Below are 14,301 nucleotides of genomic sequence, written 5' to 3' on the forward strand. Positions count from 1 at the left end.
TTCCGGAAGGAACGCGCGCGCCAGCAAACGAGCCATACAGTGTATTCAATTCAGACGACGCTGAAAATCGACGCATCCCCGAGAAGCGCGCCGATCCGGCTGCGATGAGCCAACAGTCGCGACGGGGACGCTCAGCCGCCAGGCTTCGGCAACCACTGGAGCGGATCGACCGGCTGGCCGTTCTCGCGCACTTCGAACTGGATCGACGCGACGCCGTGGCTATCGACACCGACCTCGCCGATCGTCTGCCCTTGCGCCACCGCATCGCCTTCCTTGACGAGTAGCTGGCTGTTCTGGCCGTACGCGGTGATCAGCGAATCGTTGTGCTTGATGATGATGAGCGGGCCGTAGGCTTCGATGCCGGTGCCCGCGTACACCACGCGGCCGGTCGCCGCGGCCTTGACCGGATCACCGGGTTGGCCGCCGATCACGATGCCGTTGGATTTGCCCGGCGCGAACGCGCGCAGGATCGGTCCGCGCAATGGCCATTGCAGCACGCCCTGCTGTGGCACGGCGGCAGGGGCCGGCGCACCGGGTACGGCGCCCGGCGGCACGTTCGCCGTCGCGCCCGGCGCGGCTGGCGCGCCCGGCGCCACCGCGACCGGCGGCGTGACCACGCTGCCCGAGGCCATCGGCGGCGAAACGCGCAGCACCTGGCCGGGCGCGACCGCCGCGTTGACCGGCAAGCCGTTCCAGGCCGCGATTTCCTGCGGCCTTCGTCCATAGGCCGAAGCGATGCCGGACAGCGTATCGCCCGGATTGACGCGATAGTAGCCGGCGGGCACCGGGACGGTCGCGAGGCTGGTCGTGCTCGACGGCGCGTTGCTGTAGAACGGCGTGCTTTCCCACGGCATCGTCGTGCAGCCGGCGATCGCCACGCCGAGCGCCGCCGCCATCAGCAGGCGGATCGCCGTCGGTTGCCATTGTCGTGTCATCTGATTTTCCTCGACCTGTGTCTCAATCCAATTCAATCGACGCCGTAGCAATTGCCGTGCCGTCAAACTGCCGTGTTCTTCAGACGCTGCCCTGCTTTTCGACGACGAGCACGCGTGCCGCGCCCAGCGGATGCGCGACATGCTCGGTGCCGACCGACGCATGGAACACGTCGCCGGTTTCGAGCACTGTCGTGCGTTCGACGCCGTCTTCGCGATAGCGCATTTCGACGCGGCCGTCGAGCACGGCGAATACCTCCTCGCCGTCGTTCACGTGCCACTTGTACGGCTGGTCGGTCCAATGCAGACGCGTGGTGATGCCGTTCATGTTCGCGATGTCGAGCGCGCCCCAGGCACGCGACGCGGTGAAGCTTCTGCTGCGGATGATCTTCATGGTCGATGAGCAATTGGCAAGCGCGCAAGCCCGGCGGGCGGCGCCGTGCGCCCACGGCGTCGGCGCTCGCGCGGCTGGCCCTATTATAGGTCGCGTGGCCCGCGCGTCTGGGCGAGCAAGCCGCCACGGTCGTTCCGTCCGATCATTGCAGGCGATCGACCATCGCCTATACTCAGTCAAGCCGCGCGGAGCAGCTCACGACAACGTTGGGATTCTGGGAGGAATCGAGCATGAACAAAGCCACCTTTCTGGCCGTGCAACTCAACGTCGACGATGTGGCGGCGTCTGCCGGCCTCGTCGAACTGCTGAACACGCATCTGATCTTCGCCGCCGAAGTTGCCGAGGCCGCCGATGCGCTCGTGCAACTGGCGAGCATCGCGAGACTGTCGAGCGGGGTCGAGGCGAGCGTCGAGCTGCCGGCGGTGGCGCTCGAACGGCTGCGCGAGGCGCTCGACAACCTGAGCGACTACGACGAATCGTGGCTGCTCGCGCTGGAGCCGAGCCGCGCGCTGTTCGATGACATCGGCCGACGGCAGCGAACGCTGCATTGACGGGAACGTCGCAGCACGGCGCCGTAAACGACAAAACGCCATCCGATCGAACTGGATGGCGTTTTTTCTTGCCCGCCGCGTTCGCGCTATTCCACGAAGCGGCGTCTACAGCGCACTACAACTACCCACTACATCTGCGGACTTCTACTGCGATTAGTTGCCGAAGTACACCGAGTCACGGTTGGCCTTCGCCGGAATGACAGCGTGGCCGGCTTGCGATGTGCCGGCGGCCGGAGCGCCGTAGCCGCTGGTGTCTGCGGGGTTGGCCGCGATGGCCGTGCCGCGTTGCGCATCGACGCGTGCTTGCGCTGCCTGGATGTCGGCCGGGTAGTTCACGTCGCTGGCGCTCGGGTTGTAGCCGGCCTTTTCGAGTTGAATCAGTTCAGCGCGAACCTGAGCACGGGTCACCTGCTGACTCGCTTGAGCGAACGACGCGACCGGAACAACGAGGGCGGCGGCGATAGCAACAGCGGAAATCAGGGTCTTCATGATTAACCTCCAAAGGACTTGTTGTGTGGTGCGCTTCGGGTTTCTGCTTATCCCTCAGCGATTGAAAACAAGTCTAGAGGTGTCTCGACCTAGGGTAAACCCTTAAACCAGTGAAACTCTATTGCTGCCGTCGCAATAATCATTTGGGCATTCTTTAAGTCCGCTTTTAACCCGCAAGACATTTGGTAATAATGCGGCGTTTCCTTGCCGATCCAAACGGAGCAACGGCCCGGCGCGCCCTGTCACCATGGCGCGCCGGGCCGTTTTTTCAACCGCTCAGCTCCACTGCGCGTGGAAGCTGCCCGGCTTGTCGATGCGTTCGAACGTATGCGCGCCGAAGAAGTCGCGCTGCGCTTGCACGAGGTTCGCGGGCAGACGCTCCGAGCGGTAGGCGTCGAAATACGCGATCGCCGACGCGAATGCCGGCACCGGCACACCCGCGTTGACCGCGGCCACCACGACTTCGCGCAGTGCCGCCTGGTAGTTCTTCGCGATGTCGCGGAAGTACGGGTCGAGCAGCAGGTTCGCGAGCGCCTTGTCCTTCGAATAGGCGTCGGTGATCTTCTGCAGGAAGCGCGCGCGGATGATGCAGCCCGCGCGGAAAATCTTCGCGATCGTCCCGTAGTCGAGATCCCAGTTGTACTCTTCCGACGCGGCGCGCAACTGCGCGAAGCCCTGCGCGTACGAGATCACCTTGCTGAAGTACAACGCGCGGCGCACCGATTCGATGAACGCGTCCTTCGCGCCTTCGAGCGGCCTCGCCTGCGGACCTTCCAGCACCTTGCTCGCGGCCACGCGCTGCGTCTTCAGCGACGACAGCACGCGCGCGAACACCGCCTCGGTGATCAGCGGCAACGGCGCGCCGAGGTCGAGCGCGTTCTGGCTGGTCCACTTGCCGGTGCCCTTCTGCGCGGCACGGTCGAGAATCACGTCGACGAGGTCCTTGCCGGTTTCGTCGTCCTTCTTGCCGAAGATCTTCGACGTGATTTCGATCAGATAGCTGTCGAGCTCGCCCTGGTTCCACTCGGTGTAGACCTTGCCGAGTTCCTCGTTCGACAATCCGACGACCTGCTTCAACACCGCGTAGCTTTCGGCGATCAGCTGCATGTCGCCGTACTCGATGCCGTTGTGCACCATCTTCACGAAGTGGCCCGCGCCGTCCGGTCCCATGTACGCGACGCAGGGCTCGCCGTCCGGCGCCTTCGCGGCGATCTCGGTGAGGATCGGCGCGACGAGGTTGTACGCGTCGCGCGGGCCGCCCGGCATGATCGACGGGCCTTTCAGCGCGCCTTCCTCGCCGCCCGAGACGCCGGTGCCGATGAAATGCAGACCCGCCTTCGCGAGTTCCTGGTTGCGGCGGATCGTGTCGGTGAAAGGCGTGTTGCCGCCGTCGATCAGGATGTCGCCTTTTTCGAGCAGCGGCTTGAGCGAGGCAATGGTCGCGTCGGTCGGCTCGCCGGCCTTGACCATCATCAGAATGCGGCGCGGCTTTTCGAGCGAGTCGACGAACTCTTCCAGCGTGAAAGCCGGCACCAGTTTGCGGTCCGGAAATTCGGCGATGAGTTCGTCGGTTTTCGCGCGGCTACGGTTGTAGACCGACACCGCGTGGCCGCGGCTCTCGATGTTGAGCGCCAGATTGCGGCCCATGACCGCCAGCCCCACCACGCCGATTGCCTGTTTGCCCATTTGAATTCTCCAGAGTCCAAAAAAATGTCGTGGCGCCACGCCATGAAAACGGCGGGCGCGGCGTCGAGGGTGAAAGGATAAAAGAAATGCGCGCTTGCCGCTTGGGAGGGGGCAAGCACGCCAGTTGCTCGTGCTCCTGTCGTGCTCATGTTTGCGCGTGACGACAGGTATTGTGCGCGCGTCGGCGTTTGCGCGACCGGTTCGGTTTGGGATCGGACCGAGGTTTGGCGCAAGGCGTGGACGAATGCGCGGCCCGTCGGTGCACCCGCTACCCTGCCCGCTTCGTGAACACCAGGCTGAAGTTGTTCGCGGGCATCGCGACCACCCGTTCGCAGGTGAGCCCCGCCGTGTCGCCGAGCGCGACGACCGCTTCCATATCGCGCACGCCCCATTCGGGATCGCGGCTCTTCAACCATTGATCGAACGCTGCGTTGCTCGGCGCCGTGTGCGCGCCGCCGCGCCGGTAAGGACCGTATAGATAGAGCACGCCGCCGTCGACGAGGCGCCGCCCCGCGCCGTCGAAAAGTGCCTGCGCCGCGCTCCACGGCGAAATGTGGATCATGTTGATGCAGACGACGGCGTCGAGCGCATCGACGCCCCAGTCCGGCTGATGCACGTCGAGCGCGAGCGGCGCGCGCACGTTCGCGAGCCCCGCGTGCGCGGTCCACGCGGCAATCGACTCGCGCGCCTGCGCATCGGCATCGCTCGGTTGCCAGTCGAGACCGGGCAGCGCGCCGGCGAAGCAGATCGCGTGCTCACCGGTGCCGCTCGCGATTTCGAGCACGCGGCCGCTCGCCGGCAGCGCCTCGCGCAGCACGGCGAGGATCGGTTCGCGATTGCGTTCGGCGGATGGCGAATGTTGCCGGGAGTCGGTCATGGTCGGCTCTGGGTGTTCCTCAGGTTTTGACGGTGATCCACGGGATCTATTCATTCTCAATCGCCAGCCAGCAGACCGGCGAGCGCGCTCAAGGTATCGCCGCACGGCGCGGCCACCTTCAGCGACAGCAGCGGATCGGCGCGCGTGCGGCCGAGGTTGATCGCCGCGATCGGCTTGCCCTGGCGCTGCGCCCACACGCAGAAGCGGTAGCCGGAATACACCATCAGCGACGAGCCGGCCACGAGCACGGCGTCGGCCGCATCGAGCGCATGCGACGCCGCTTCGACGCGCGCCTTCGGCACGTTCTCGCCGAAGAACACCACCGACGGCTTCAGCAACCCGCCGCAGTTCGCGCATGCCGGCACGCGAAAACCGCCGAGATCGTGCCACTCGAGATGCGCGTCGCCATCGGCGGCGGCTTCGGCCGTGACGTCGAGCAGAGCGGGGTTGTCGGCTTCGAGCGTCTGCTGGATCGCCGCGCGCGAGTGCTGCATGCCGCAGTCGAGACAACTGACGCCGTCGATGCCGCCATGCAGCTCGATCACGTCGCGGCTGCCCGCGCGCTGATGCAAGCCGTCGACGTTCTGCGTGACCAACGTCGGCACGTGACCGGCCGCTTCGAGCCGCGCGAGCGCGACATGCGCGGCATTCGGCTGCGCGCGCGCGACGAGCGGCCAGCCGACCATGCTGCGCGCCCAGTAGCGCTGACGCATCGCCGGCGTGCCAAGGAACTCCTGCAGCGTGATCGGCGGCGAGCGCTTCCATGCGCCGTTGTCGTCCCGGTAGCCGGGGATGCCGGAGTCAGTGCTGATGCCCGCGCCGGTCAGCACGAACAGGCGCGGATGACGCTGCACGAAGCGATGCAGATCGTCGAGCGTGTGCGGATCAGTGAGAGATTCGGTCGGCGTGAGCTGAAGGTCGGTCATAACGGGGACGGTGGACGATCGTGCGCGAATTCGTGCGCGAATCAGCGGCGAGGGCTCGGTTTGCCGCGCGTGGGTGTCGAGCGACGCGCGTCGGCTTGCGGTTTCGACTTCGCGCCCTGCGTGTCCGGTCGCCGCGCTGGCCGCGCCTTCTGCGCCTGCCGCTTGTGCCACGCAGCCAGCGCGAGCTCGTAGCGCTCCAGCGCTTCATCGTAGAGATCGAACACACACTGCGTGCAGCCGCTATGACAGCAGTCGTCGAGATCGGGCCGCACGGGCGGCTGTGGCGGCGGGTCGTCGCTGGGTGTGGCGCGGGGCACGGCGGCTTGCTTTGCGTGGAAAGACGGCTAAGCGCCCAGTATAAGTTGAACGCGCGCGCCCCGCCCCCCGCCCCGGCGTTGTGAGCCGGTGCTGCGCGCCGCTCAGCCGCGCCCGACGAACGGCATCTTGCTCGCCATGATCGTCATGAACTGCACGTTCGCCGACAGCGGCAGGCTCGCCATGTGCAGCACCGCGTCGGCGACGTGCTGCACGTCCATCAGCGGCTCGACCGCGATCTCGCCGTTCGCTTGCGGCACGCCGCGCGCCATTCGCGCGGCCATCTCGGTCCCCGCGTTGCCGATGTCGATCTGCCCGCACACGATGTCGTATTTGCGGCCGTCGAGCGACACCGCTTTCGTGAGTCCGGTAATCGCGTGTTTGGTCGCCGTGTAAGCGGCGCTGTTCGGACGCGGCGCATGCGCGGAGATCGAGCCGTTGTTGATGATGCGGCCACCGCGCGGGTTCTGCGTCTTCATCAGGCCGAACGCCGCGCGCGTGCACAGGAACACGCCGTTCAGATTGGTATCGACGATGGAACGCCATTCGTCGATGCTCACTTCGTCGAGATCGACGGGCGAGCCGTTGCGTCCCGCGTTGTTGAACAGCAGGTCGAGCCGGCCGAAGCGCGCGCGGATCGTGTCGAAAAGCGCGGCGACGCTGTCGGCGTCGGTCACGTCGCACGCAACCGCGAGCGCGTCGCCGCGCAGCGCCCGCGCTTGCTGCGCGACCGCATCGAGCGCGGCCTGGCGGCGGCCGGCGAGCACCACGCTATAGCCGTGCTGCGCGAGCGTCAGTGCGCACGCGCGGCCGATGCCGCTGCCCGCGCCCGTCACCAGCGCCACTTTTCCGTTTCCTGTTTCCGACATCACGCATCTCCTGTTGTATTGGGTAGCGACGCGAGCTTGTTGCGGCAATCGGTCCGATCGCCATCGACACGCGCGACTCTTTTCGCCCCGCACCATACAACAGCGAATCAGCGATCGCAAACCGCGCGACGTCTTTCAGCGCGCTTTCACCGGATACGTGGCCGCTGAACGGCACGTCGACGAGCGCAACAGTGGTATCGTTCGCGGCTGCGCATCGCGCAAGATTCACGGCCTTCCCGGGACGGAGGAAGGCGTACTGGAAGCACGTTCGATGAATGAATGCCCGAACCCGCCGCGCCGCTGGCCGCGTAGCCGCAACTCCGCACTGCTGAACGGCACGATCGGCTGGCACGTGATCGTGCTGATCGGCGTGGCTGTCGCACCGGCCGCGTGGCCATGGTGGCTCGCCGCGATTGTCGCGAACCACGCGCTGTTCACGATCGCCGGACTATTGCCGCGCACCACCCTGCTCGGGCCCAACTGGACCCGCCTGCCCGCGAACCCGCGCAACGCGGATGCAATCGCGCTGACCATCGACGACGGTCCCGATCCCGTCGTCACGCCAAAAGTGCTCGATCTGCTCGACGCGTTCGACGTGCGCGCGACGTTCTTCTGCATCGGCGCGAAGGTGGAGCGTTATCCGCAACTCGCGCGCGAGATCGTCGCGCGTGGGCATGGGCTCGAAAATCACTCGCAGGTGCACGTGCATACGTTTTCGGTCACGTTTCCGCGCGCGTTGACGCGCGAGATCGCCGCCGCGCAACGCACGCTCGAAACCGTCAGCGGCGCGCGGCCGATGTTTTTCCGCGCGCCCGCCGGCCTGCGCAACCTCTTCCTGGAGCCGGTGCTGCGCAAGCTCGATCTGCGTCTCGCGGCCTGGACACGGCGCGGCTACGATACGCGCGAGCGTGACCCTCACGTGGTTGCGCGGCGGCTGCTCGATGGTCTCGCCGCGCGCGACATCCTGTTGCTGCACGATGGCAACGCCGCGCTGACGATCGAAGGCCAGCCGCTGATTCTCGCGGTGCTGCCGAGCGTGATCGAAGCGGCACGCGAGCGCCATCTGCGTTTCGTCACGCTGCGCGAAGCGCGCGCCGATGCGTGACGGCGCGCGTGAAGTGACACCACGCGCACGCAGCGCTACACACGGAAATCCGCCGCCATGTCCTCGTCGGTGCGCGCTTCGAGCTTGCCGTCGCGGCACGCTTTGATGAACACGTCGTGGTCGCGCTCGACCTGATCCGCGTAGGCGCTCGCGTAGCCGCTCAGCGCTTCGCCGAACTGATCGCCGCGGCCGATGTACGCGCTGATCTCGATCGCCTGGCCGCTCGCCTTCGCATGCGCGCGCGCCATGATCCAGCCGCACAGCCGCGCATAGCCGTCGAGCAGATCGCTGTCGAACAGCTCGATATTCGCGGACAGCTTCATGTCGCGCAGCTGGCGGAAATAGAAATGCCGCCCGAGCGGCCCGGTCCCCCAGCCGAGGAAGACGTCGCTCGCGGCCTGCAGCAGCCGCTGTCCTTGCACGACGCGCTCGCCCTGATGCTTGACCGCCGGCGACTTGTAGAACTGCGCGATGACCGACGGCCGCGCCTCCTTCAATTGCAGGAACAACGGCTTGCCCATGTGATCGACGAGCAGCACGCCCAGACAACGCGTGCCGACGCTGCCGACGCCGACCGCCTTGAACACGACGTCGTGCCTCGTGAACTGATCCAGCAGTTCGCGCCGATCGTGCGACATCGTCTTGCGGTACTCGTCCCACACCTGCTCGACCATCTTGTCGACGTTGCCGGTCCGGTAGGTTTCGGTTTCCTCGGCCGTCAACAACGTGTTCGCACCGTGCACGTGAAACAGCGCGGGCGGCGCATCGTGGATGGTCCACCGATTGCCGTCGAACGAGGCCATTTTTTCGAGCAGGCTTTCATGCGTGCGGCTCGCGGCCTTCTCCATGCCGCGCCGCACCGCGCGCCGGCGCTCGGGCGTCAGTGCGATCTCGGCCATGCGGTCGAACGTGATGCGGTCGTACCACAGGTCGAGCGCGCCGAACTGCGCGTATTGCGCGACGCGATCGCGATACGAGCCGACCGCGCTCATCACCAGACTCTCGGCGGTGCCGCGGCTCAGGCGCATCTGGCGCGCGGCCACGACGAGGCTCGCGCACAGGCGTTTCAGGTCCCATTCGAACGGGCCGATCGAGACTTCATCGAAGTCGCTCAGGTCGAAGACCAGTTGCCGCTCGGGCGTTGCGAAGCCGCCGAAATTCATCAGATGGCCGTCGCCGCAGATCGGCATGGTGAGGCCGGTGTCGTGCACCTTGCTCAGATCGTGCGCCTGCAGAATCGCGCTGCCTCGAAAGAACGAGAACGGCGAGGCAGCCATGCGCCCATAGCGCAGCGGCACCAGATTCTCGACGCGCTCCGCGCTGCTCTGTTTCAGCAGCTCGATCGGATCGCGGTGCAACTCGCCGACCGCCCGGTGACTCGAGCGTTTCGAATGCTCGCGCGCGGCGCGGCCGCGCGCTTCCCGTTCGGCAATGGTGCTGGCTTTCATGCTTTCTCTCCGTTTTGCGAGTCTTGAGCCGGCGCTGACAGAGACTGCTTGCCGCGCACGGCGTCGTTAACATCGAGGGCTGCAGACGCGATCATAACGGGTCGAAACACACAATGAATCGCCGCCAGTGAGCGCGGCGCTTGCAGCCGTGGCGGCGAGCTTGCAACCCGCTTTACAGCCAGCCAGTAGCTCGCGTAGTACGCCGTAGTATTTTGCCAACGCCGGCGCGCGTGGGCGCGAAAGCCCATGCAGCCGCGCGCGCACCGCGCGTAGAATCGAGCGCATGCGCCCTACCCTCGCTCCGCAGCGCGAGCCCGAGCTGCCGCTGCATACGCCCAGTGTGTCGTCGCTGACGTTGGCGGCGGTCATTGCGCTGATCGCGTGGATGGCGATCCTCGCGCAAGCCGACCTGACGATCGATCGCTCGCTCGCGCGCGGGCTCACCGTATTCGACGCGCTCGCGCGCATGAGCAGCTACCTGACCAATCTGACGGTGCTCGCCAGTGCGCTCTGCTTCACCTGCATCGTGCTGCGGAAGCACCGCTCGCCGCTCGTGCGCTTCTTCCGGCAGCCCACGGTCGTGACCGCGGTGGTCGCGTACATCGTGTTCGTCGGCCTCGCGTACAACCTGCTGTTGCGCGGACTGTGGCCGCTGTCGCCCTACCGGCGCCTGCTCAACGAGTCGCTGCACAGCGTGCTGCCGATGCTCGCCGCGCTCTACTGGGTGCTGTTCGTGCCGCGTTTTCATCTGCGGTTGCGCCACGCTCCGCTGTGGCTCGTCTATCCGCTCGCCTATCTCGGCATCACGTTCTGGCGCGGCAGCCTGTCGGATTTTTATCCGTATCCGTTCATCGACGTCGAAACGCTCGGGCTGCGCCAGGTGCTCGTCAATGCCGCGCTGCTGTTCGGCGGTTTTCTGATGCTGCTGGCCGTGTTCGTCGGCATCAATTTCGGGCGCCGACGATGATGTTCCAGCACGTCCCCTTTGGCCGGATGCATGGCGTCCCGTCGCCGGGCGCACTTCTTGCGCCCCTTTCGTCACTGACGCAGGCTCACGCCGCACTGGCACGGCTTGCGCGGCGCCCTTGTGCGAGCGCGTTGCAATTGCCGCGGGCCCGCACGTAAATATGACAACAGGAGCGATGCATATGGATACGAATTCAGCGGCAGGCGCGGTAAAGGAAGTCGCGGGCAAGGTGCAAAGCGCGGTCGGCGATGCCGTCGGCGACACCAGCGCGCAGGTGGCGGGCAAGGCGCGCGAATTGAGCGGCAAGGCGCAGCAGTTATGCGCGAATACGACGAGCCTCGTGCGCGATACGACGGCCGAAAATCCGTTCACGACGTTGGCCGTGGTTGCTCTCGCCGGGTTCGTGATGGGCGCGCTGTGGTCGCGCGGCGGTCGCGACTACGACTGAAGCAGGCACGGCGCCGGATCATCGGCGCCGATCAACAGGGCGCAGCAGTCGCGCCAAAGCGGGCGATCCGCCGCGAGCGGATCGCCCGCCGCTTCACTAGCCGCTCTTCTTCTTGCGGCCGGCGCCCATTTCCAGTTCGATCCACGTCGGCGCGTGGTCGCTGGCATGCGGTTCGCCGCGCACCCAACGGTCGACGCCCGCATCGCGCAGGCGCGGCGCGAGGTCGGCGCTCAGCAGCAGATGATCGATGCGCAGCCCCGAATTCGTATCCCAATGACGGCGAAAATAATCCCAGAACGTGTACACGCGTTCGTCGCCGAAATGCGTGCGCAGCGCATCGGTCCAGCCTTGCGCGAGCAGCCTGCGATAACGCTCGCGGCTCTCCGGCTGCAGCAGCGCGTCCTTTAGCCACGAGCGCGGGTTGTAGATGTCTTCGTCGGTCGGCACGACGTTGAAGTCCCCAGCGATCACGACCGGATGGCCGCTCTGGTAGAGCTGCGCCGCATGCGCGATCAGATGATCGAACCACGCGAGCTTGTAGTCGAACTTGGGGCCGGGCTGCGGATTGCCGTTCGGCAGGTACAGACACACGATCAGCACGCCGCCGACCGCGGCCTCGATGTAACGGCTATGCGTGTCGTCTTCGAAACCGGGCAGACCGCGCCGACGTTCGAGCGGTGCGTCGCCTTTGGCCAGAATCGCCACACCGTTCCATGCGCTCTGGCCTTGCCACACGGCGCCATAACCGGCGTCGCGCAATGCGTCGACTGGAAATGCGCTATCCACTGCCTTCAGTTCCTGCAGGCAGACCACGTCAGGCGCCTCGCGCTCGAGCCATTGCAATAGCGCCGCCTGCCGCGAGCGGATACCGTTGATGTTGAACGTCGCAATGCGCAGCTTCGCCATGATCATCTCTCCCTCGCCTATTGCTCCGCGACGTCGCGATACTCGGTCGGCCGCGAACGCGCGCGGCAATCAGGGTGTTGTCCCCGATCGGTTTTGCTCATAGCACCGACTCCATTTTGGCCCGGTTGGCCAGTTCCAAATTTATCACCCGCAAAGCGGACATTTTCCATCCAGTTCAAACCTGTCGACATCCGCGGCGAAGCTACCCGTAAGTCTGATGAATGGGACTGAAAGTCCGATGATAATCGGACGGTAAGAGCATGTGTATTGCATTATAATTTTTTGCACCCACGAGCCGCCGGCACGACGACCGGCTCAGGCCTGGCGGGTTGCGCGCCTGTTTTTTTACTGACTGACTCAAAATCGTTTCAATGGAAGCTGCAATGAACGCTGCCCCTTCATGCCCGCAATGCGCAATGGAAAACACTTACCCTGACGGCACGCTGTACGTGTGCGCGGACTGCGGTCACGAATGGTCGGCGAACGCTGGCGCCGACGCGAGCGATGAACCGGCGGGCAGCGTCGTCAAGGATGCGAACGGCAACGTGCTGTCGGACGGTGACTCGGTCGTGCTGATCAAGGATTTGCGCGTCAAGGGCTCGTCGATCACGCTGAAGATGGGCACCAAGGTGAAAAGCATCCGGATCGTCGGTGGCGATCACCAAATCGACTGCAAGACGGACGCCGGCAGCTTCATGCTCAAGGCCTGCTTTCTGAAGAAGGTCTGACGGGCCGTTCGCCGTTGGCGGCCCCGCCCGGAAGCGCGGACATCGCGTTCTTCACCGCCTGTCGCGAGCGTTTAACCGGGACGGGCGTCCTCGTCATCAACTTTACGGACGATGATCCGGCCATACCGCGGCACCTCGAGCGGCTGAAATCCGTATTTGGCGTTTCCTATGCGATCGTTCGGTGCGGCGACGACAGCAACTTCGTCGCGTTTGCCTGGAAAAGCGGGCGTCGCTTGCCGCCCCGACAAGTCCTGTTCGAGCGCGCCCTCTCGTTTGACTTTGCAGGCGAACGCAAGCTGTCCGTCACTGCTTGCCACCTGAAAGCGGGAGAGCGCCTCGATCCGAAGCGGCTGATCTGGCATGCGCAAGGGTAAGGGCAAGGGCAAGGGCAAGGGCACTGGGAAATCGGCGGTTGACCGGCACCAGGCCTCGAGCTGGGCGTCACTTTCCCCGCTTGGCGAGTGGACTCTTGGTCTTGTAGGTCACGCCGTGACGCTCGAGATACTCGCGGATCAGTTGGCGGACGACTTGTGACGGCGTCAGATCTTGCGCCGAGCAGAGCATTTCAAATGCTTCTTTCTTGGCGGGGTCGATCAGGACGGTCAGGCGTGCGGTTTTCGTTTCCATTACGAGGACGGGTCGGCGAATATGCTAACCAAATTATAATGCATTTGCTTTCGACGAGGATTCACCCCGCCTCCTATGAGGTCAGTGCCTGCGCTCGAACCGATAGAGATAGGCCAGCACATCGTCGGCGACGGGCACGATCGCGAGTGTGACGAGCGCGCCGGCGAGCGGCACGGTCGACACGTAGCCCACATGCTTGAAACCGATTGCGCCGATCAGGCCGCCCACGAAAAACGACGCGAGCATCGTGCCGTGGATCTTCAGCTTCGCGCGGTTTGCGATGACCGCGTGCGCGTCGTCGATGAGCGCCGATCGATTCCAGTAAAAAAGCTTACCCAACTCAATTCCGAGGTCCGTGACGATGCCGGTCATGTGTGTGGTACGGATCTCCGCGCCCGACAGCTTGGTGATCATCGCATTCTGCAGCCCCATGATGAAGCACAGCAGGATCACGGTCACGGGGACGAAGAACGCTTCGCGTAGCGCGAGGTGGCTGCCGAGCAGACCGAACAGGAGCAGCAGCGCGGCCTCGACCGCCAATGGCAGCACGTACTGGCTTTGCAGGCCGCGGCGGCGCCCCCAGTTGACGAGCACCGCCGAGCCCCCCGCTCCGACGACAAACGATGCCAGCGAACCGATGCCGGCCAGCACGAGCCGGATGTCCCCGAGCGCCGTCTGGTCCGCGATCGCCGACACGATGCCGCTCATATGCGACGTGTATTGCTTGACCGCGAGGAAGCCGCCGGCATTGGTGGCGCCGGCGACGAAGGCAAGAGACAACCCGAGCTGACGGTTCGCGGTCGTGCTGCGGTGTTTTCCCGTCAGGCTTCGAAAGTACTGCGCAGGCATAGGTTCTTCACTCAATCGCTCGGAACAACAGCAAAGACGCGGCGAATAGACGCTTCGCGCACCGCATGCAGGCGAGCTGCGCACAGCGGCGCCCGATTCGCTCGAACATGTGGTTCACATGATAACGCCATTATCATATCCTGTTATCCAGATTGGTTTTCTGATGTCATAATGCGGTTTGAGT

The 14,301-nt window shown here is 65.1% G+C and carries 17 protein-coding genes and 1 pseudogene; 6 read left to right on the forward strand and 12 right to left on the reverse strand.

Translation table 11 applies throughout. From position 1 onward, the window contains the following. Nucleotides 1–131: 131 nt before the first annotated feature. Together OKW27_RS17510 and OKW27_RS17515 are read right to left on the reverse strand one after the other, a co-directional pair. Entirely contained in the window at nucleotides 132–935 is an 804-nt protein-coding gene (locus OKW27_RS17510) for a peptidoglycan DD-metalloendopeptidase family protein (RefSeq protein WP_090810456.1), read from the reverse strand. A gap of 79 nt (nucleotides 936–1,014) precedes the next feature. After that, the gene (locus tag OKW27_RS17515; RefSeq protein WP_090809381.1) at nucleotides 1,015–1,326 is read right to left on the reverse strand and encodes a cupin domain-containing protein; all 312 of its coding nucleotides are present in this window, start codon (nucleotides 1,324–1,326) and stop codon (nucleotides 1,015–1,017) included. A 230-nt stretch (nucleotides 1,327–1,556) separates the two neighbouring features. Here OKW27_RS17515 and OKW27_RS17520 point away from each other — a divergent pair, with 230 nt between their 5' ends. Beyond that, nucleotides 1,557–1,877 carry a hypothetical protein gene (locus tag OKW27_RS17520; protein WP_090809379.1) on the forward strand — a complete coding sequence of 107 codons (321 nt, stop codon included), beginning with the start codon at nucleotides 1,557–1,559 and terminating at the stop codon, nucleotides 1,875–1,877. A 153-nt stretch (nucleotides 1,878–2,030) separates the two neighbouring features. On the opposite strand, the gene OKW27_RS17525 is transcribed toward OKW27_RS17520, so the two are convergent. The 6 genes from OKW27_RS17525 to OKW27_RS17550 form a co-directional block, all read right to left on the reverse strand. Beyond that, the gene (locus OKW27_RS17525) at nucleotides 2,031–2,366 is read right to left on the reverse strand and encodes a DUF4148 domain-containing protein (RefSeq protein WP_429334232.1); all 336 of its coding nucleotides are present in this window, start codon (nucleotides 2,364–2,366) and stop codon (nucleotides 2,031–2,033) included. A gap of 276 nt (nucleotides 2,367–2,642) precedes the next feature. Beyond that, nucleotides 2,643–4,052 carry an NADP-dependent phosphogluconate dehydrogenase gene (gene gndA / locus OKW27_RS17530; protein ID WP_429334233.1) on the reverse strand — a complete coding sequence of 470 codons (1,410 nt, stop codon included), beginning with the start codon at nucleotides 4,050–4,052 and terminating at the stop codon, nucleotides 2,643–2,645. A gap of 268 nt (nucleotides 4,053–4,320) precedes the next feature. Next, on the reverse strand, nucleotides 4,321–4,929 hold the full coding sequence (locus tag OKW27_RS17535) for a DUF938 domain-containing protein (RefSeq protein WP_429334234.1): 609 nt from the start codon (nucleotides 4,927–4,929) through the stop codon (nucleotides 4,321–4,323). A gap of 56 nt (nucleotides 4,930–4,985) precedes the next feature. Further along, nucleotides 4,986–5,855 (reverse strand): NAD-dependent protein deacetylase, encoded by an 870-nt coding sequence (locus OKW27_RS17540; RefSeq protein WP_429334235.1) that lies wholly within the window; start codon nucleotides 5,853–5,855, stop codon nucleotides 4,986–4,988. A 41-nt stretch (nucleotides 5,856–5,896) separates the two neighbouring features. After that, complete coding sequence (locus tag OKW27_RS17545; protein ID WP_090809369.1) at nucleotides 5,897–6,172, reverse strand: oxidoreductase-like domain-containing protein; 276 nt, start codon at nucleotides 6,170–6,172, stop codon at nucleotides 5,897–5,899. A 102-nt stretch (nucleotides 6,173–6,274) separates the two neighbouring features. Next, on the reverse strand, nucleotides 6,275–7,039 hold the full coding sequence (locus OKW27_RS17550) for an SDR family oxidoreductase (RefSeq protein WP_090809366.1): 765 nt from the start codon (nucleotides 7,037–7,039) through the stop codon (nucleotides 6,275–6,277). Between the two features lie 271 nt (nucleotides 7,040–7,310). On the opposite strand from OKW27_RS17550, the gene OKW27_RS17555 reads away from it, so the two are divergent. Continuing rightward, complete coding sequence (locus tag OKW27_RS17555; RefSeq protein ID WP_429334236.1) at nucleotides 7,311–8,144, forward strand: polysaccharide deacetylase family protein; 834 nt, start codon at nucleotides 7,311–7,313, stop codon at nucleotides 8,142–8,144. Between the two features lie 35 nt (nucleotides 8,145–8,179). On the opposite strand, the gene OKW27_RS17560 is transcribed toward OKW27_RS17555, so the two are convergent. Next, entirely contained in the window at nucleotides 8,180–9,592 is a 1,413-nt protein-coding gene (locus OKW27_RS17560; protein ID WP_429334237.1) for a DUF2252 domain-containing protein, read from the reverse strand. 283 nt (nucleotides 9,593–9,875) lie between these two features. Between OKW27_RS17560 and OKW27_RS17565 the strand changes: the two genes are divergently transcribed. Next, nucleotides 9,876–10,559 (forward strand): Pr6Pr family membrane protein, encoded by a 684-nt coding sequence (locus tag OKW27_RS17565; protein WP_090809359.1) that lies wholly within the window; start codon nucleotides 9,876–9,878, stop codon nucleotides 10,557–10,559. A 181-nt stretch (nucleotides 10,560–10,740) separates the two neighbouring features. Next, nucleotides 10,741–11,007, forward strand: a complete 267-nt coding sequence (locus OKW27_RS17570; RefSeq protein WP_013091250.1) for a CsbD family protein — start codon at nucleotides 10,741–10,743, stop codon at nucleotides 11,005–11,007. A gap of 96 nt (nucleotides 11,008–11,103) precedes the next feature. Here OKW27_RS17570 and xth read toward each other — a convergent pair whose 3' ends face one another. After that, a complete protein-coding gene (gene xth, locus OKW27_RS17575) occupies nucleotides 11,104–11,913 on the reverse strand; it encodes an exodeoxyribonuclease III (protein WP_090810451.1) in 810 nt (269 codons plus the stop codon). A 383-nt stretch (nucleotides 11,914–12,296) separates the two neighbouring features. On the opposite strand from xth, the gene OKW27_RS17580 reads away from it, so the two are divergent. Beyond that, complete coding sequence (locus OKW27_RS17580) at nucleotides 12,297–12,641, forward strand: zinc ribbon domain-containing protein YjdM (RefSeq protein ID WP_090809357.1); 345 nt, start codon at nucleotides 12,297–12,299, stop codon at nucleotides 12,639–12,641. Between the two features lie 35 nt (nucleotides 12,642–12,676). Then, nucleotides 12,677–13,015: pseudogene (locus tag OKW27_RS17585) on the forward strand (spermidine synthase); the annotation flags it as partial. A 67-nt stretch (nucleotides 13,016–13,082) separates the two neighbouring features. On the opposite strand, the gene OKW27_RS17590 reads toward OKW27_RS17585, so the two are convergent. Together OKW27_RS17590 and OKW27_RS17595 are read right to left on the reverse strand one after the other, a co-directional pair. Beyond that, nucleotides 13,083–13,268: a CopG family transcriptional regulator gene (locus tag OKW27_RS17590; RefSeq protein ID WP_090809355.1), complete on the reverse strand. Its 186-nt coding sequence runs from the start codon at nucleotides 13,266–13,268 to the stop codon at nucleotides 13,083–13,085. An 81-nt stretch (nucleotides 13,269–13,349) separates the two neighbouring features. After that, nucleotides 13,350–14,117: a YoaK family protein gene (locus OKW27_RS17595; RefSeq protein WP_090809353.1), complete on the reverse strand. Its 768-nt coding sequence runs from the start codon at nucleotides 14,115–14,117 to the stop codon at nucleotides 13,350–13,352. Between the last annotated feature and the right edge of the window lie 184 nt (nucleotides 14,118–14,301).

Source organism: Paraburkholderia sp. 35.1 (assembly GCF_050436525.1).
GTDB classification, from domain to species: domain Bacteria; phylum Pseudomonadota; class Gammaproteobacteria; order Burkholderiales; family Burkholderiaceae; genus Paraburkholderia; species Paraburkholderia tuberum.